This is a genomic window from Nocardia sp. NPDC051756 (genome assembly GCF_040681495.1).
Classification (GTDB): Bacteria; Actinomycetota; Actinomycetes; order Mycobacteriales; family Mycobacteriaceae; genus Nocardia.
In genome coordinates, this window is sequence record NZ_JBFAYV010000005.1 from 1 (window position 1) to 18,482 (window position 18,482).

Sequence of the window (18,482 nt, forward strand, 5' to 3'; positions counted from 1 at the left end):
TCGGTACCGATGTAGTTGTGGTTGAGCATCCGGGCCTCTTCTTGGGCCAGGACAACGACACGCCTCGCGCGGTCGGTGAACCTCTCGAACATCGCGCGCTCCTTCACCACCCGGTGCAGATAGATATATAAATATACAGTAACCCTGCGCACCGCAGAAGCAACCCCGACGGCGCAGTTGCTCCGTGTCTCTCTTGAGCTCTCGGCGCCCGTTGCTCTACCTTGAGCAGGGGCACGTTCGCTATCCGAAACCAAGGAGACAACCCGTAATGGGCGAAGTGGATGCTGCGGCGATGGAACCGATGTGGCCCAAGGGCGCCAGCGACGAGTACGTCGCGGCCCGGATCGAACTGGCGAAAGCCGAACGCACGTTGCGCGACCAGATCGAGGAGGTCGCCGCCGCACGCCGGCAGGTGCCCCCCGGACTGATCCTCGACGACTACTCCTTCACCGAGGGCCCGATCGACCTCGGCCGGCCGGAACCGATCCGGACCACGCGACTGCGAGAGTTGTTCGGGCAGCACGACACTCTGGTCGTCTACCACCTGATGTTCCATCCGGACGACGACGAAGCCTGCCCGATGTGCTCGCTGTGGGTCGACGGTTTCCAGGGCGTCGCCCACCACCTGGCCCAGCGCACCGGCTTCGCCGTCATCGCCAAGGCTCCGCTGCCGAAGCTGCGCGGATGGGCACTGCGCCGCGGCTGGGACGGCCTGCGCATCCTCTCCAGCCACGACACCACCTTCAACGCCGACCTGAACGCCGAACGCCCCAACGGCGACCAGCGCCCGATGATCAGCGTTTTCACCCCCGAAGGCGACCAGGTCCGCCACCACTACACCCTGCCCGCGAACTTCCTCGACGACGCCCAACGCGGCATCGATCAACTCTCCCCCGTCTGGAACATCCTCGACCTACTCCCCGCAGGCCGAGGCGACTGGTACGCCGAAAACCACTACGCCGGCCGCGACCGCCGAGGCTGACCGCTCAGAGCTGCTCGGCGGCCGCGATCAGCAGGGCGCGTGACTGGTCCGGTCGTTCGGCTTGCACGGCGACCTGGTCCATCACCTCGCGGTAGACCTCCAGGTCGTCGCTGCGGTCCAGATAGAACGCGCTGGTCAGTTGTTCCAGGTAGACGATGTCGGGGAGTTCGCGCTCGGCGAAGCGGAGCAGGGTGAACGAGCTGCCCGCCGCGGCATGGACGCCGGCCGAGAAGGGCAGGACCTGGATCGTCACACTTGGCTTGTACGACACCTCCACCAGATGCTCGAGCTGCTTGCGCAGCACGTGTTTGCCGCCGATCGGCCGGTGCAGCACGGCCTCGTCCAGCACCGCCCACAACGTCGGTCCGCCGGGCAGCTCGAGGATCTCCTGACGCTTCGCGCGCAGCTCCACCCGTCGCGCCGCCTCCGCGCTCTGATGGCTGACGTCGATGACCGCGTGGGTGTAGTCCTCGGTCTGCAACAACCCCGGAACCAGTTGTCCCTCAAAGGTTCTGATCGACTGCGCGGCGCCCTCCAGGCCGAGGTAGGTCTCGAACCAAGGGGGCAGCAGGTCGTTGTAGTGATGCCACCAACCGGGCTCGTTGGCCTTGCGCGCCAAGTCCAGGAACATTTCGCGCTGATCCGGCTCGGTGACGCCGTACAGGGTCAGCAGGTCCAGGATGTCGCGATCCTTGTACCCGGTCCGCCCGAGTTCGAGCCGACTGATCTTGGCGTGCGAACCACGGATGTGATCCCCGGCCGCCGCCGGCGTGATGCCCTTCGCTTCGCGCAGCTTGCGCAGTTGCCCGCCGACCGCGATGCGCAACGCGGTCGGGCCGCGCTCCGCGACCCGCGAGTCGATCCCGTCGATCCGAACCGGTTCTGCGACCATGACCTCTACCCCGCTTCCCGAAAATCATCAGCGGTATCGCGCCCGTCTCGGTCCCGGACCACACCGCGCCCACCAGATGATATCGTGCCCGCCGCAACGCGTCCCGTGGCGCAATCAGGACACGTCACCGCGCCACGGCCGTCGCCGCTGCTTGGTGATCCCCCAGGACTTCGCTATATTCGCGGGTACAACTGGTTCGCCGGAGGCGGAGTCGAGGAGCCCCTGACCGCACGATGGCGTCGAACTGGTCGCGCGCGTCAGCGTGTGACCGGTGAGAGGGAACCCGGTGCAACTCCGGGACTGTCCCGCAGCGGTGAATGGGAACGACCGTCGTCCTGAGCACTGGGCGTACCGCCTGGGAAGCGACGACCGGTAGGACCAGCCTCGGCCGAAACGCCGGAGCCGACCCGAAACCGGGTCGATGCCCATGAGTCCGAAGACCTGCCGATTGTGCCGGGTACACCGTATCCGGCGGTCGTCGCCTCGTGGATCGGGCGTACGCCGAGTAGACCCGGGCACGGGATTGATGCTTCGTGGGCTCCTCAGCGTCCGGCTCGTTATTGGCGGCGGCCACTGGCCGCTGACCTGGAGTACATCCATGCATTCCATCCCTGGGCGTGACCGTCCGAATCACGGGCTCCCTGCTCGAATCACACCGGCAGTCCCCGGCGTCCCTTCGGTCGTCGAGAGCCTGCGCATCCACTCGGGGCCGCGGGTGCCGTTCTCGGTGGAGTTCAATCCGCCGCGCGACACCGCAGGCGAGGCGCGGCTGTGGCGCACGGTGCGGCAGTTCGAGCGCATGCATCCGGCGTTCGTCTCGATGACCTACGGCGCGGGTGGTTCGACCAAGGACCGCACCGCCCGGATCACCGGACAGCTGGCGCAGCAGACCACGTTGCTGCCGGTCGCGCATCTGACGGCGGTCGGGCACAGCATCGCCGAGTTGCGCGCGTTGGTCGGTTCCTACGCCGACTGCGGCATCCGCAATATTCTCGTGCTGCGGGGTGATCCGCCCGGCGATCCGCTCGGCGAGTGGCACAAACATCCCGACGGTGTCGAGTACGCCGAGGAACTGGTGCGGATCGTGCGGGATCTCGGCGACTTCAACGTCGGGGTCGCGTCCTTCCCGCAGGGGCACCACCACTCCCCCGACCTGGACACCGACGCCGCGTTCCTGGCCGCGAAACTCCGTGCCGGAGCGGACTATTCGATCACCCAGATGTTCTTCGAGGTGGATCACTATCTGCGCCTGCGCGATCGCCTCGCGGCCACCGACGCCGAGCAGGGCGCGAAACCGATCATCCCGGAGCTGATGCCCATCACCTCGATGCGCACCATCGCGCGCGCCGAGGAACTCAGCGGCCGCGCGCTGCCCGCGTCGATCATGCGGCGACTGCGCACCGCGGCAGGCACCGGCCCCGAGGAAAACCGCGCCGCCGTCCGCGCGGCCGGCATCGAGATCGCCACCGAGATGGCCCAGCACCTCATCGACGAAGGCGCCCCCTGCCTGCACTTCATCACCCTCAACTTCGCCAAGGCGACCAACGAGGTCCTCACCAACCTCGGCTACGCGGTCACCGCCGCGCCGCTCAGCGCCTGACGCCGCACCCCGTCGACGGGCCTGCCCGGTCGAGTCGCTGATGCTCGATCACCCGCGCGTTACTGCGTTCGCGCGGGTGATCGAGGGTGGCGGTGTTGTCCAGCCGCTCAATCGAATTCGCGGGCAGGTGTGCTCAGATGGCTAACAACAGCTTGCCGGTGTTCGCACCGGTGAACAGCATCTCGAGCGTTGTGCCGAACTGGGCGACGCCGCCTTCGACGATATGTTCGCGGGGCTTGATCTTGCCCTCGGCCAGCCAGTTCGAGATCTGGGCGATGGCCTCGCCGTAGCGGTCGGCGTAGTCGAATACGACGAACCCGGTCATGGACGCCCGGAAGACCAGCAGCGACATATAGCGGGACGGGCCGGGCGGCGGCTTGGCCGCGTTGTAGGACGCGATCGCCCCGCTGATCACGACCCGCGCGCCCTTGCGCAGGTTGGCCAGCGCGGCATCGAGTATCTCCCCGCCGACATTGTCGAAGAACACGTCGACGCCACCGGGCGCGAGTTCGCGCAGCCGCCGCAGCACGTTCTCGCTGCGGTAATCGATCGCCAGGTCGAAGCCGAACTCCTCGGTGAGCATCCGGCACTTCTCCGGACCGCCCGCGATCCCGATCACCGTGGCGCCCACCGCCTTTGCGATCTGCCCGGCGACACTGCCCACCGCGCCGGCCGCCGCGGAAATCAGCACGGTCTCCCCCGCCTGCACCTTTCCGACATCGATCAACCCGAAATAGGCTGTCATACCGGTGATTCCGAGCGCGCCAAGCCAGGTCGCCGCCGACGCGACCGAAAGATCGACCCGCTGCACGCCGCTGCCATCACTGATCGCGTACTCGGTGACACCGAATGTGCCGCTGACCGTCTCGCCCACCGAATAATCAGGATGGCTGGACTCGACGACGGTCCCGATATCCAACGCCCGCATCACCTCACCGATCCCGACCGGCGGAAGATACGACCGCACATCGTTGAGCCAGCCACGCATCGCCGGATCGATCGAGATCAGCTCCACCTTCACCAGAATCTCGCCCGCCCCCACCCCCGGCAGCTCCTCGCTGACCACGCTCCACGTCTCCGCATCGGGCAGCCCCTGCGGACGCTTCGCGAGCCGCACCTGCTGAGTCGTCGTCACACACGCTCCTTCGCTGAAAGTGAAATGCTGCTCACTCTAGTGGCGAACGACACCGGCGATTCAGCTTCGCGAGAGCAAGGATTCAGACCGCCTACGACGGCTTCTGCGCACCGACGAACTCCACTGCCTCCTCCTCGGACTGCGCGGCGGGCGCCGAACCCCACATGTGCCTGCCGTTGGGTTCCTGTAGGAAGTAGACCGATACCGCGCCCACTACGCCGGCGATGATCAAATAGTAAGCGGGCCAGTTCAAGTCGCCGGTTACGCCGACGAGTGCGCCGACCACTACCGAGGTGGTGCCCGCGAAGAGCGAGACCGCGACGTTGAACGCCACCGACAGACCCGCGCCGCGCACCTTCGTCGGGAACAGCGACGGCAGGGTGGACGGCATCGTCGCGCTGAAGCAGATCAGCGTCAGTCCCATCATCAGCAGGCCCACGAAGACGGCGAACGCATTGTCCGTACGGACCAGCAGCACCATCGGGAACGCGAGCACGATCAGTCCCGCGATGCCGGTCCAGATGATCGGCTTGCGGCCGATCCGATCGGAGATCAGCCCGATCACCGGAATGGTCAGCAGCGCAACGACCATCACCCCGATCTGCAACCACTGCGAGGTCGACGAGGACACCCCGCCGCCGGTCGCGTCGGGCACCGTCGAGGTGATATAGGTCGGCATGTAGGAGGTCAGCATGTAGTTGGGCACGTTCCAGACCACGACCAGACCCATGCAGACCAGGACGTAGGGCCACAGCTTCGCCAGGATCTTGGCCTCGTCGCCGGTCTTGTTCGACTTCTCCCGCTCCTCGGATTCCTTCTCCAGCGCGGCGAAGGCCGGGGTGTCGGCCAGGCGCATGCGCAGGTAGACGCCGACGAGACCGAGCGGCAGCGCGACGAAGAACGGCAACCGCCAGCCCCACGCCAGCAACTGGTCGTGGCTCAGGGTGGCGTCGGCGAGCGTGACGATCAGCGCGCCCAGCAGATAACCGGTGAACGTGCCGAATTCCAGCCAGCTGCCGAGGAATCCGCGCCGCCGGTCCGGCGCGTACTCGGCGATGAAGGTCATGGCGTTGCCGTATTCGCCGCCGGTGGAGAAGCCCTGCAACAACCGCGCGCACAGCAGCAGCATCGGCGCCCAGATGCCGATCGCGTTCTGGTCCGGGATGCAGCCGATGGCGAAGGTGCCGAGCGCCATCAGGATCATCGTGGTCGCCAGCACCCGGTTGCGGCCGATCCGGTCGGCCAGCGGGCCGAAGAACATCCCGCCGAACGGGCGGACCAGGAACGCCACCGCGAACAGCCCGAAGGTGGCGATCGTGCCCGCGGTGTCGCCCAGATGGGAGAAGAACACTTCCTTGATCGTGGGCTCGAAATAGGCGTAGACGCCGAAGTCGTACCACTCGGTGATGTTACCGATGCTCGCCGCGCCGATCGCCCGGCGGATGATCGGCGGATCGGTGACGACGATGTCGTCGAGCGACCAACGCCTCGGACGTTCGCGCGGAGTCAGCACGGCCATCGCCTCAGGCTAGGGCGATGGCGGACCGATCCACGGGCGACGCTCCGCAGACCAGCACAAGCCCAACGATCAGCGCAGATCGTTGCGTGGTTAATATTAACCAGACAAGACTGGTACGATCGCACCATGGATGACGGGCTCGGCGACTTGTTGCATCGCGTGGTGTTCCTGCTCGGCGAGGCCACACGGCGGCGGGTGACCAGCTCGGGCGGGTTGAGTTACCGCCAGATGCGGCTGCTCGGCACGGTGGAAGAGAGCGGGCCGATGACCCAGCACCAGCTGGCACAGGCGCTGTCGGTGTCCGATCCGGCGATCAGCCGGGCCCTGCGCCCATTGGAAGCAGCCGGACTCATCCAGGTCGACCCCGACCCCGAGCACGGGCGACGGCGACTGGTCAGCACCACCGAAGCCGGCCGCGACGCCTTCCACACCAGTGGTAAGCCGCTCCAAGACGAACTACGTGATGCCTTGCTCGCGGCCGGCTTTCCTTACGAGCGCTACCTGCGCGACACCGACACGCTGGCCGAACTCCTAGAGCCGAAACGCTAGGTGGGACTACCGTGCGCGGTCGTCCATTTTGTCCATCGTGTCCGCGGCGTCGCGCATCCCCGTGGCGAACTTGCCCGCCGAATCCGCCATGTTGTCGCCGCCGGCCAGCAGGTTCGTCTCGGAAGTGCTATAGCCCTTTCCGCCTTTGGCGAACTTGTCGCCGTAGTCGTCTCGACCCCACGGAAACCCCTGCGCCTGAATGGTATTCCGCAAGTTCGTGATGATTTCCTTTGTCTCCGTACCGACCTCGTCCATCTGCTCCGCCGCCTGCCGCAACCGCGCGGTGTCCACTTGGATACGACGTTCTGCCGCCATGACAATCTCCTGACTCTCCCGATCCGAACTCAGAACCGATCCTCGGGACGCCCGTCCTCCCAGTGCGATTCGATGCGCTGCAGCAGGTGCTCGATATCCCGGTGGATCCGATAGACCAACTGCTGCCTGCTGGTGGCGACGGCGACGGGCGAATCGTCCAGCGTCATCACGTATCGCCCGTCGTCGGCCACGTCCCGCCACAGCAACGTCGTCTCGTGCATTCCGCGCGGGCCGAACTTCGATCGGCCCTGCGCGACCGTGATCACTCCGGTCAGATCGGCACGCTGCTCGAAGAACCGCTGAGTCCGATACACCGGCCGGGACTCGACGTCGTCCCACACCGAGTTGGTACCCCAGCTCGGCGCGATGTGCTCGGCCGGGTCGGTCACGATCGGAATATCCGGCAGCCGACCGGCTTCCACCTCCGGCATCGCCTGCACCACCGCGACGGCCAGTGCCCGCGGATCGCATTCGGTCACGACGACCATCGGTGAATCGAAGGTGAGTTCCCCTGGTACCTGTTCGAAGACGAACGCCAGCGCACCTGCCCGGGCGACATGCACACGGAGCACCTTGTCCCGGTTGGTTCTTCTTTCCCGCTCGTCCCAACTCTGCAGCAGCACATACAGTTCGGGGGCGCGCAAGACATGGACCATGCCCGCGAACGAGCTGTCCAGCCTGGGCTGCAGCTCCTCCCATACCAAGCGCTTTCGTCGCTCCAAGTCGTCGGACATCACCTCCTCGTCGCTCTGGAACAGCAACGGCCGCGGCAACGAGCCGGCGCGATAGTGCTCGCACAGCACGAGAAATTCGAGCGAGGTGAACTTCCACTGCAGCGTCACGGCTCGATCACCGGCCGCACCCGCTTGATGTCCGGCCCGAGGCCCTCATCCAGGTGTGTCTCCGAGTCGAGATACTTGGGCCGCTTGTATTCTGCGCCCGCGCCCTGCGCGCCGCCGGGCCCCGGACCGGGCCCCATCGGCATGCCGGACTGCGAGCCTGGCTGAACCATCTGATGCTGGGACTGCTGGGCCGCGACTTCGTTCTGCATCGCCGCCCGCGGGAACAACTTCGATGCCTCGAACGGTGCGGTCTGGGCGGTGAGCTGCGAGTGCGGCGCACCACCGCCCGGGCCCGGAATGCCCGCACCGCCACCGGCGCTGCGCACGGCAGCCGCGAGATCCTTCGCGAACGGGCTGTCGATCGGCAATGCCGTGTGCTGCAATTCGCCGAGGCCCGGAATGCCGAGCGCCCCGGTATTCGCCAGACCGGCCAGCATTTCGGTGCCGCTCTTGACGACGTCGCCGATCGTCTTGGTGAACCCGTTTATTCCGTCGGTCAACAGCTTGATCAGATCGGCGCCGCCCGGCGTCTGCGCCATGGTCTGGCCCAATGCGCGCATTGTTTCCGGGCTCAGGTTCCGCAGGATTTCCGGGTCGACATTCTTCAGCACGTCCGGGCCGAGGTTCTTCAGCCCTTCCGGGGTGAGGCCGCCGAGGATGTCCGAGCCGAGCTTCTTCAGCTGGTCCGGGCTCAGCCCCTGCAACAGGTCGGAGGTGAGCTTCTGCAAACCCTCCGGGGTCATGTTCTTCAGCAGTTCCGGACTCAGTCCGCCGAGCAGGTCTCCGCCGATCTTGCGCAGGGCCTCCGGGCTCAGGTTCTTCAGCGGATTCTCGCCGCGCAGCAGCTTGTTGAGCAGTTCCTGCGGTGATCCCAGCGGGCCCTGCTGACCCGGCGGGTTCGGATTGCCGCCGCCCGGCGAACCGCCGCCACCCTCTTTTCCGCCACCACTCTGCGAACCGCCGCCACCCTGCGAACCACCACCACTCTGCGAACCACTGCCACCCTTGCCTTCCGAACCTGACCCGTTGCCCGACCCATTGCCGGGCCCGGAGCCACCGCCGTATTCGGGTTCGGGAACTCGGGCCTTGGAGCCGGTGTAACCCGACCCGTTGCCGTCACCTCCACCATTCGAGCCGGAGCCGCCGCTCGAACCGTTGCCGCTGTTACCGGCCTTGTTTTGACCGAGGCCCTGGTTGTTGGGGTCTTGATAGCCGGCTTTGTAGTTCGGGCCGTTCTTTTCTATGCCACCGCCGTTGCCACTGCCACCGCTGTTGCCGCCACCACCGCTGTTGCCACTACCACCACTGTTACCACTACCTTGATTGTTTCCACCGCCATTGCTCGAGTTATTCGCGTTGCCGTTGGCCTCATTCCGGCGCTCGTCGGAACCATGCTGGTGCTCCGACTTATAATCAGGATTGTTCTGATCGGTCAACACGCGCATGTTCGCAGGACGGTAGAAATCGTGATCCACCGCCTTCGCGTCACCATCGCCTTTCCCGTCGCCATTACCGTTCTTGTTTTCCGCGGGGGGCGGCTGAGGAACGGTGCCGGTCATGACAATCTGCGGCATCACGTTCACCGCGCCGGCGATACCCGGTTCATAAACGGCCTTGTATGTCTCGCGATAGCCTTTGAGCCAGTCCGACTCTTTGCAGTCATTCGAATAGGCCGCCGTCTGCCCAGGCGTGTCATTATACATGGCGTAAATCCATTTAGAGCAGTAAATCAAGTCCGCGCTCAGATAGTCCAGAGCCTTGGCGAAATTGAGCGACCCTTCGGTAAATCGATTGATCGCCTCCATCGCACGATCTGCGCCTTGACCGCTCCACATCTCCTTTTTTACCTTGCCGAGTTTGCTGTTCAGATCCAGGAGATCGGTTCTGAGTTTTTCAGCCAGCCAACCGTATTTTTCTCCGGCATTATTCGCCACATGATCGCTGCCTTCCAGAGCCAGCCGGAATTGGTGGAATCGGTCGAAACTCCATCCGTCGGCGCTCGTTACCTTGATCGGGCTCCCATTGTCCGGGCCGGGCGGCGCCTCCGGGACGGGCGGGTGCTCGCCATGGCCGGGCGGGTCGCCGTTCACCGGTTTGGGCACGTTCGGACCTATGGGTGCGACAGTCTGCAGGTCGCCGATCTTGTCGAACCCGGCCTTGCTGACCTCGTCGGCTGACAAGTATTGTTTGCATGCCCTGATGAACGTGTCCCCCATGTCCTCCATGGTCCAGCGCAAGAGGTCCAATCGTTCCCTGACATCAGTGGCCTTCTCATTGAACCGACGAGTCAGCTCCTGACCACCTATTTCATCGGAAAACTGCTTCAAATTGTCCATGGATTCGGATTGGATGAATTCCCGATACCATTGAGCCTTCCCGACCATATCGTGGCAGGCCTGCGCACACAGCGCGAATACCAGCGGATCGGTTTTGAGCGTGTTGGCCTTCAATTGTTCATTGTCGGCATTGCCGCGCAAATCGTGCCAATCGTCGCGACTGGCCTGGGACGTGTCGTCGATCTTCGAGCCCTTGCCGTCGTCAGCCATCCGTCGTGCTCCTCGTGGTCTCTGTGATAGTTCGCTTCTCGATGACCGGCTCGACCGTGGCGATCGAGGCCCCTAACGTGAACGGGACATCGGTCGAATCGCCGGTTCCGGCGCGCGGCTCGCGCGCCTCGTCCGGCGGTGGCAGCAACACCGATGTCGGCAGTTTCCGAGGCGCGTCGTCCTTCTTGCGCTCTCGCCGTGACTGTTTTTTCTTCTTGGCACCGGCAACAGCGCCGGACGATGTTCCGGTTCGCGAGGCCGCGGGCGCGGGGGGCGCCATGGCGGGTGCTGTTGGTGCGGCGGAGTTGTGCCCGTCCGGTGGCGCGGAGACAGGCATTCGCCCTGGCATGGACGACGGCGTGCCCGACGGTTGCCCGTCCTCGGCATGGTTTCCGGTCAACGGCGCCGAGTGCCCATCGCCGGAACCAGACGCGCCCGAATCGCCGCTGGCGCCGTTGACACCCGAACGATCTGCGGTCGAGGTGCCATCCGTCGCGTTCGACCCGGCGCCCGGATCAGCAACACGGTCGTCTGCGCTCACCTGGTCGCCAGGTTCGGTTGATCCCGAGTTACCTTCTCCATCAGCGTATTTCGTTCCGCCAGGATGGTCAGGCTGCTGAGTATCCGCATGCTGCGAAGCACCCGGACGGCCCGGGGCATCAGGCTGTCCGGATGTTCTCGGATCGACTTGCGTCCCCGGACCGGTCTGCGCGTCGGGATGCTTCGTGCGTTCGAGTCGGTTCTCGAAACCGCTTCCGCCGCCAGGGGATTGCCGAGATCGCGCGGAAGCGCCGGTCGATTCCTCCGAGCGTGAGTCACCGGCCGACCCACCCCGTGACGTCGGCAGTCCATTACCCGGACCCAGACGCCAGAAGTCCGGTGACGTCCCGCCCGGACCTTGCGCACCTGTGCTCGGGTCGCCTTCCCCCGATGCAGGGAACGATTCCCCGGATCCCGGCGGCGGCACCATCCCGGCCGTCTGCTGCAGGTTCTCGAGCATCTTCGCCAGCAGGTTCGGGTCCGGTTGCGGCGGTGCGGGCGGCTCGGGTCGAGGCGACGGCCGCCGGTCGTCATCCGACGCACCGTGCTCGCCGGAGCCGCTTCGGTCGCCGAAGCTCCTCCGATCACCGGAGCTGCCGCGGTCGCCGGCCCCAGCACGGTCACCCGACCCCGCACGGTCGTCGGACCCCCCACGGTCGCCGGACCCACGGTCACCGGAGCCACTGCGATCACCGGTCCTACCACGGTCACCTGAGTCGCCGTCCTCGGAATCGCCTGGCCCACCGGTATCGCCGTCACCACCGACGTGGCCCGAACCACCTGTGCGGTTGCTTCGGTCGGCATCCTCCGGCCAAGGAATGTCCTGGTCGCCGTCGTCCGGACCAGGACCGGAGGAACCCCCGTCGCCCTGCTCCGCATCGGACGGCGGCCAGTCGCCCGGTGGCCCCCAAAGGTACGTCGGACCCCAATACCCTTCTGACGCATCGTAATACGGCGAATCTTCATAGATGATGGTGATGGTCGGCGGCGGTCGGTCGTCGATGTACTCCTGCGGAATCCAGTCTTCGGGACCGGGTGCCATCGGCGCACGGTACGGGTCCATCGGCGTGTCGTCGCCGTTCAGGAGATGCGGCTTGAGTTTGGCGGTCAGGTGGGCGCCGCTGAGCGAGCGCGGGTCGAGGTCCTGCAACGGGGCCGGGGTCCCATCGGGAGCGAAGGCATGCAGCCTGTTCTTGTCGTCGACCTTCCAGATGGTGCCGTCACCCCTACTGCCCCAGGAGGTCTGCTCCGGTGTGGTGACCCGAATTGCCGCGTCACCGCGGATCTCCCGCACAGTGTTGTCCGGATGTTTGACGAAAGCCGTCCCGTTCGAACGTGTTCCGCGCACCACGCCGTCGCCGTCGGTGAAACTAGCGCCGCGCGGCCCGATCTCGGAGACCGAACCGTCTCCGTGTTCCACCCGGAAGCCCTCGGGTGTCCGCTCCAGCCGCGCGCCGTTGGACAACTCGATCGGCTCGTTCATCGGCCGCGACTCGGTCTGCCCGTTCGGCGCGGTCACGCGCACCGAATTGCGCGATCCCCGCGCATATTCGGTGCCATCGGCGTCGAATACCTTGATGCCCTTGGGCGAAGACTCGAAGCCGGTGCCGTCGGGCCGATCCATCTGGAAGGTGCCGAGCTTGCGCGGCCGATCCGGACCAGGGTCGTCTGGTCGATCGTGCGCCGCGTTGTTCGCGGGGCCGCTCAGGTCGTAGTGGATCACCGTTTGATCGGGGTGCTCGCTGCGCCCACCACCCTGCACAACCGTCACATCGAACACCGCATGCGCGGTGCCGTCGGGGAGCTCGACGGTGGCAGCATTGGTGGATTCGATGGTCTGTTTGGTCCCGTCCGGGCTGGTGATCACGGTCGGCCGGTCCGTCCCGGACTCCACTACGGTGCCATCCGCGTGGATCAGCGTCCGGTCGTCCCACGGCGAACGGATATCGGCGCTCCCGTCGCGCTTGACCACCGTCGTCGACCCGTCCGGTGACGTCGTGCGCACCGAGCCGTCGCCCAGCACCGTGTGCCGCGTACCGTCGGCACGGCCGAAGCTGAATTCCCCGTTCCGAGCCGTACCCTGCGCCGACTCGGACCGTGCACCAGGTTGCGCCACCGTGTGGTTGCCGGCGAACGGCAGGAAATCGACCGAGCGATCCGGCCCGATCCTGAGCACTGTGTCCTCGCCCGGACGACTGATGAAGATGTTGCGGTCCTCGTCCACCCGGTGCTCGGTCCCATCAGGTGAGGTGATCACCACCTCGTCCTGGTCGTTGCGTGCCCGATAGGGATGGTCTCCGTCGCCGTCGAAGGTCCGGCCGGCACCCGATTCGACGCCCTCCGGCCCACGTTGGCCGCCGGTGCCCGCATGCTTTTCCGGCGGAACCGATCCCCGCACCGGCGACTGATCCCCTTCGGATCGCGGCCGCGGCGCAACCGCACCGGACCCCGGGTCGACCGATCGCCGTGGCTGTTGTCCGGCGCCGTCCGCGTTCGCCGACGAACGTGCTTCGCCCGAGTTGACCGAGGACACCGACGCAGGCCCGCGCTGCTCACCCGAACCGACCGAGGACACCGACGCGGGTCCGCGCTGCGATTGGCCCGCAACAATATTCGAGTCCGGCGTGAACCCGCGCGACGGTCCTTGGATGCCGCCTTTCGGCGGTTGCGCTGCCGACGGGCGCTGCATCGGCGCCGAACCATCCCCGTCGGGAACGGCACGCGCGGGGCCGCCGCCCCGACCGTCGGCGAGGCCGCCGGGCGACCGATCACCCGGTCCGCCGGTCGCAGCCGAAACGCGGCCGTCGGCAGGCGGATTCGCCGACGACGACCCTCGGGACGGTTGCGCTACGTTCGAGTCCGCCGAATCTCCGCTCTTCGCCGTGGAATTCGAGGACGCCGACGTCTCGGACCGCCCTCCCCCACCGGCAGGCGCGGATCGGGACTCATGACCCGATGGCTTTGCGTCTTGTCCGGCGTAGGAGCCGTTACCCGACGACCGGTCGTTCGAACCGGACTCCGGACCACCACCGGCCACCTTCCCCGGGGAGCCGGATTCCGAGCCGCTACTCGACGGCCTGTCGTGCGATCCGGACTCCGAACCGTTACTCGACCACCTCTCGTGCGATCCGGACTCCGAACCGTTACTCGACCACCTCTCGTGCGATCCGGACCCCGGACCGTTACTCAACAGCCTCTCGCGCGACCCGGACTCCGAACCATTGCTCGACAGCCTCTCGTACGGTCCGGAAACGGAGGAACCGCTCGAGTGGCTGCCGCCGTAGTTGCTCCGCGTCACTGCGGGGTCCTGTTCGCTCCGACCTGAATGGTTCGAAGCCGATCCGCTGTCGCTGCCCAGCCCTGAGTGTGAAAGACCGCGCAGAGACGGCGTGAGCGGTCCGTCCGAATGGGTGCTTCCGGCGAAGGAAGCCGGACGCGTCGGCCGTGACGGATCATGCGCGGACTCCTCGGAGCGCAGATACTCGTAACCACCCCGCGAACCGCTCGACCCGGTCGACGTGCGCTGGTTCACGCTGATCTCGTCGCCGAAACCGTTGCCGCCGAGCCGATTCCGAGACCCCTCCGGAACGGATCCGCTCGCGTCGAGAAGGCGGGTCTTGACATTAGCCGACCCATCTCCCGGCAGCTTCCAGCTGACCTCGAAGTTGCTGTGCAGCCCTTTGCCGCCGAAGCGGCCGTGCAGACCGCCCACCATCCCGCTCTGGGTGGCGCCGCCGACCCAGCCGTGTGGATTACCCAATGTCCCGGCCCAGTCACCGGTGATCACCGCGGCGCCGAGACCGCCGAAGAAGCCGAATACGGGGCTGGAGGCTACCCCGACGATCATTCCGTTTCCGCCCCGCACCCAGGGGTTCTGGAGCTTGTTTCCGAGGAAGCTCGTCGTGCGTTTGTTGACCCAGTTGGCCGCTGATCGGCCGAACGGCGCTCCTAGTCCGGCGGCCACCGAGGTACCGAACTGTTCCCAGTTGAAATTCTTGCGGTGCCCGGCGGCGATCTGGCCGACCTGAACGGACGCGTCCAGTGCACCGGTGATGGCGCCCCACTCCAGGATCTTCAACACCCAGTTCTTGCTGAGGTTGGCGAACTTCTCGCCGAACACCGAGAGCACCTTCGCCAGAATCCGTTCCTGGAACTGTCTTTCCAGGCGGCGCAACGAGATTTGGGTGGCCACTTCCGCGGCCGCCTGCTCTATGGGCGCGGTCGGTGGAAACCGCCAAGCCCACAAGATCTCGATACCCAGCGCGACCAGCGACACGATGGTCATCAGTTTCGCGGCCTCGATCTGCGTGCCGAAATCGAAAGCGGCGTCGTGGACCTGGTCCATGAACTTCGCCAGCGCTTCCTGCGACTGATCACCGACGAGCAGCTGGTCGAACATCGCGGCGATCTTCTCGCCACCCGCCCCCTCGGGATAAGCGGCGACCGCGGTGCGTTTGGCGTTCTCGATCTCCTGGATCCCCGCGCGCAGTGCGGCGGCGGCGTCCTTATAAGCGGCCGCGACCGCCCAGATCTTGTCCTCGTCACCGTCCGGCCACGCACTGCCGGCGATCCACCCCAACCAACGCAACTCCGGCGGCAGATACAAACTCATCCCGCAACGGCCTTACTCGTCGAGGTCACTGACCAACGACCGCCGTCCACGCCGCTGCGCGGCACCGAACCCCGTGTCCGCGTCGTCGCGGCGCTCAGGGGAATTCGGCGGCGCGGTCGACACCACCGGCGGTACCGGCATCATCGACGTGATGTCCGGCATCCCCTCGATCAGCTCGGACAGGTGCGGCAACCGGGCTTTATGCTCCCGCAACGGCTCCATCAGCAGACGCCCCTGCTCGCTCACCTTCTTGGCGGCTCCCTGCACGGCCTCGGTTATCGCCTCGGCGATCTCGCTGTAGGACAGATCGCCGATGTCGTCGGCGAATCTGGTTTCGATCACAATGCCATCGGCGTTGACCGTCACCGCGATCCGCTTGTCGCACGCGGTGACCGTCGCCATGAGCCGGGCCCGGTCGCGTTGAATCCGCGCCACACCCTGCATCTGTTCCGTCATCGCTTCCAGCATCATCGCGGCGTCGGCGCGCAGCCGTTCATTCACCACCAGCAGCCTCCGGCTCGTCGATCGAAATCACTGCGATTGGGACTTTTCGTTCTCCTCGAAAACCTTCGCACCATCGCGCAGATTCTTCGCATTTTGCTCGACCACATCGGCGAGCTGAGTCAGCGACTTGAAATTATTGTCCCGGCCGACTTTGTATCCCTTGGGCCCGTCTGCGAATTTCTTGCCGAATTTGTCGTTTCCCCAGGCTTCGCCCTCGGCTTCGGTCGACTGGACGAGGGTCTCGTGGATTTTCCCGAGCTGTTCGGCGACCTCATCGAAACCGGCCGCCGCCCGGCGGAGTCCGTCGGGATTTATTTTGATGGGCTGATTCATTGCGCTTCTCTATCTTCCGAACGGCATTGTCACCAGCGTCCGACAAGTGCGCACAGTCGACTGATACGCTTCTTGTCGTAGAAAACATGTCGGCGGATACCCGCCGCGGGGCGACAGGAGAAGACATCGGATGAGGCCGACATCAGCTACGCCCCGTCGAGGGTGTCGCGCGCGGACGCTCGGCCCGCTCCGCGCTCCGGGCCGCCACTCCCGGACATCCGCCGGAGGCCGAACCGGCACAGTTCATTGATCCCTGCGGTCCTGGCGCATCCACGTCAGCCACCTCTTTGGGCTGACCGTGAATAAAATGACATGACTGAGAGTAAATCAGACCTTATGGCAGACGTCAATCGCTCGCAGCGCACCTACTCCTCCCCGGTGCGCGAGGAGGCTGCGCGCCGCACCCGGGACATCGTCGTGCGGGCCGCGATGCAGGTGTTCACCGAACGCGGATACGCCGGTGCCACCATCGATCAGATCGCCAACTACGCCGGGGTCTCCCGCCCCACCGTGTTCGCCGCCGGCAACAAAGCCCAACTGTTCGCGCTCGCCCGGCAATACCAAGGCAACGACGGTGACGGCGCCGAAGCCGGTTCGACGATGGCCGAGATCCTCACGATCGACGACCCTCGGCGATTGCTCGAACAGTTCGCCACCCACACGGCCGCGACCATGCAGCGCGTGGGGCCGCTGCAGGTAGTACTCGAGCAAGCCGCAGGCACCGATCCCGATTTGGCGGAACTGTTGAAGTCGACGCAGCAGCAACTACTGGAGACGGCCGGTAGCGTCGTGGCCGCCGTCGCGGCGACCGGATCGCTGCGCCGAGGCATCTCACCCGACGCCGCGACCGACGTGCTCTGGTTACAACTCCAGTACACGAACTACCACCGCTTGGTAGCCGAACGCGGTTGGAACCATCCGGATTTCGAGCGATGGCATGCCACCGCGATGATCGCCAACCTGCTCGAGCCGAGCCACGAGTAACCCTGCGCCCCTAGGCAGGTGTCCACGGACGTCGGGTAGCGGCCGGCGCGGCCTCCGCTCCGTTCATGGTCAATACCGCGCCCTGGACGTAGGCCGCCCGCGGCGAGACCAGGAACCGGATCACCTCCGCTACCTCACCTGGGTCGCCGGCACCTATCGGGACACCACCCGAATGCCGCTCCCGGTGGCGTTCCCGCCGCGGCCGGAGCAGGTCGCCGGGGTCCACGAAATTGACCCGCACACCCCGCGGCCCGTACTCGACCGACCACAACCTGGTCAACCGCACCAACGCCGCCTGCGCCGCCTGCACCTGACCTTTGTCCGGAGTCCCCACCCGCGCACCGACATTCACGATCGCCCCCGCCCCACGCGTCGCCATCAGCGGCGCGAAAGCACCGGTCAGCAACAAAGGCACCCGCACGTTCAGATTGAACACCACATCGAACGCATCCTCGGCCGACCCATAGTCGACTTCTCCGGCATTGTTGACCAGCACTCCCACCGGAGCACGCCCGAGCAATCCGGCCACCTCGCCGATCACCCCACGCACAACCACCGGGTCACCGAGATCGGCCGCCAAGCCCATCGCCCGTCCACCGGACCACTCGATCAGGCTGCGGGTCTCCTCCACACCAGCACCATCCCCACCGCACACCACCACGGAATATCCGTCCTCGGCCAGTCGCAACGCGACCGCACGCCCCACCCCACCCGACGCACCGGCAACCACCGCCCACCCACCCGGCCCACGACCATCCCCCACGGGGGCTTCACTCATTCGCCGCACTCCTTCTCGCTACAGCCCACCGGGTGGTCGGATCGCAGGGCCTACTGCGGGGCAAACCGCGAATGGCTGTATCGGCACGCCGAATTCGTCTCCGGAGCAAGCTGGTTCCCCAATGGGTTCACTAGGAATACGCTGATTTGACCAGCAGTCAAACAGACTACTCGGTCGCCGTCAAACGAGCCGACCCAGGCCGCCTGTGCTCGCCTGGAGCAGCACCTGCGGTCGACCCGATCGCATTGCCCGCCAGACGGTTTCGCTGGATCGAACACCTGATCAGGACCCAGCCGGGCTGGTCCGGCTGCGCGCTGCCACCAGGTCGCATTCGCCTCGGGTACCGCGCGC

General features: G+C 65.9%; 14 protein-coding genes and 1 riboswitch. Of the genes, 4 read left to right on the forward strand and 10 right to left on the reverse strand.

Features of this window, described 5'->3' with window-relative positions; genetic code table 11:
* Window positions 1–268 precede the first annotated feature (268 nt).
* A complete protein-coding gene (locus AB0M22_RS22265) occupies window positions 269–982 on the forward strand; it encodes a DUF899 family protein (RefSeq protein WP_364729926.1) in 714 nt (237 codons plus the stop codon).
* Between the two features lie 4 nt (window positions 983–986).
* Here AB0M22_RS22265 and AB0M22_RS22270 read toward each other — a convergent pair whose 3' ends face one another.
* Entirely contained in the window at window positions 987–1,874 is an 888-nt protein-coding gene (locus AB0M22_RS22270; RefSeq protein ID WP_364729928.1) for a helix-turn-helix transcriptional regulator, read from the reverse strand.
* A 228-nt stretch (window positions 1,875–2,102) separates the two neighbouring features.
* Window positions 2,103–2,338, forward strand: a riboswitch (cobalamin riboswitch).
* Between the two features lie 134 nt (window positions 2,339–2,472).
* On the opposite strand from AB0M22_RS22270, the gene AB0M22_RS22275 reads away from it, so the two are divergent.
* Window positions 2,473–3,474, forward strand: a complete 1,002-nt coding sequence (locus AB0M22_RS22275; RefSeq protein ID WP_364729931.1) for a methylenetetrahydrofolate reductase — start codon at window positions 2,473–2,475, stop codon at window positions 3,472–3,474.
* Window positions 3,475–3,607: 133 nt separating this feature from the next.
* On the opposite strand, the gene AB0M22_RS22280 is transcribed toward AB0M22_RS22275, so the two are convergent.
* The gene (locus AB0M22_RS22280; RefSeq protein WP_364729934.1) at window positions 3,608–4,609 is read right to left on the reverse strand and encodes an NADP-dependent oxidoreductase; all 1,002 of its coding nucleotides are present in this window, start codon (window positions 4,607–4,609) and stop codon (window positions 3,608–3,610) included.
* A gap of 91 nt (window positions 4,610–4,700) precedes the next feature.
* On the reverse strand, window positions 4,701–6,128 hold the full coding sequence (locus tag AB0M22_RS22285; RefSeq protein ID WP_364729936.1) for an MFS transporter: 1,428 nt from the start codon (window positions 6,126–6,128) through the stop codon (window positions 4,701–4,703).
* 126 nt (window positions 6,129–6,254) lie between these two features.
* On the opposite strand from AB0M22_RS22285, the gene AB0M22_RS22290 reads away from it, so the two are divergent.
* A complete protein-coding gene (locus AB0M22_RS22290; protein WP_364729939.1) occupies window positions 6,255–6,677 on the forward strand; it encodes a MarR family transcriptional regulator in 423 nt (140 codons plus the stop codon).
* Window positions 6,678–6,683: 6 nt separating this feature from the next.
* Here the strand turns inward: AB0M22_RS22290 and AB0M22_RS22295 are convergent, their stop codons facing one another.
* The 6 genes from AB0M22_RS22295 to AB0M22_RS22320 are packed head-to-tail and all read right to left on the reverse strand — an operon-like array spanning window position 6,684 to window position 16,369.
* Window positions 6,684–6,992, reverse strand: a complete 309-nt coding sequence (locus tag AB0M22_RS22295) for a hypothetical protein (RefSeq protein WP_364729942.1) — start codon at window positions 6,990–6,992, stop codon at window positions 6,684–6,686.
* Window positions 6,993–7,021: 29 nt separating this feature from the next.
* Complete coding sequence (locus AB0M22_RS22300; RefSeq protein WP_364729944.1) at window positions 7,022–7,834, reverse strand: ESX secretion-associated protein EspG; 813 nt, start codon at window positions 7,832–7,834, stop codon at window positions 7,022–7,024.
* Window positions 7,831–10,380 (reverse strand): hypothetical protein, encoded by a 2,550-nt coding sequence (locus AB0M22_RS22305; protein WP_364729946.1) that lies wholly within the window; start codon window positions 10,378–10,380, stop codon window positions 7,831–7,833. The genes AB0M22_RS22300 and AB0M22_RS22305 overlap by 4 nt, the downstream gene beginning before the upstream one ends.
* Window positions 10,373–15,532, reverse strand: coding sequence for a hypothetical protein (locus tag AB0M22_RS22310; protein ID WP_364729949.1), 5,160 nt, complete (start codon window positions 15,530–15,532; stop codon window positions 10,373–10,375). Before AB0M22_RS22310 ends, AB0M22_RS22305 begins: the two co-directional genes overlap by 8 nt.
* A gap of 12 nt (window positions 15,533–15,544) precedes the next feature.
* On the reverse strand, window positions 15,545–16,033 hold the full coding sequence (locus tag AB0M22_RS22315) for a YbaB/EbfC family nucleoid-associated protein (RefSeq protein WP_364729952.1): 489 nt from the start codon (window positions 16,031–16,033) through the stop codon (window positions 15,545–15,547).
* A 30-nt stretch (window positions 16,034–16,063) separates the two neighbouring features.
* Window positions 16,064–16,369, reverse strand: coding sequence for a type VII secretion target (locus tag AB0M22_RS22320; protein ID WP_364729954.1), 306 nt, complete (start codon window positions 16,367–16,369; stop codon window positions 16,064–16,066).
* A gap of 336 nt (window positions 16,370–16,705) precedes the next feature.
* On the opposite strand from AB0M22_RS22320, the gene AB0M22_RS22325 reads away from it, so the two are divergent.
* Window positions 16,706–17,353, forward strand: a complete 648-nt coding sequence (locus tag AB0M22_RS22325; protein WP_364729956.1) for a helix-turn-helix domain-containing protein — start codon at window positions 16,706–16,708, stop codon at window positions 17,351–17,353.
* Between the two features lie 10 nt (window positions 17,354–17,363).
* On the opposite strand, the gene AB0M22_RS22330 is transcribed toward AB0M22_RS22325, so the two are convergent.
* Window positions 17,364–18,131: an SDR family NAD(P)-dependent oxidoreductase gene (locus AB0M22_RS22330; protein ID WP_364729958.1), complete on the reverse strand. Its 768-nt coding sequence runs from the start codon at window positions 18,129–18,131 to the stop codon at window positions 17,364–17,366.
* Window positions 18,132–18,482: the final 351 nt, after the last annotated feature.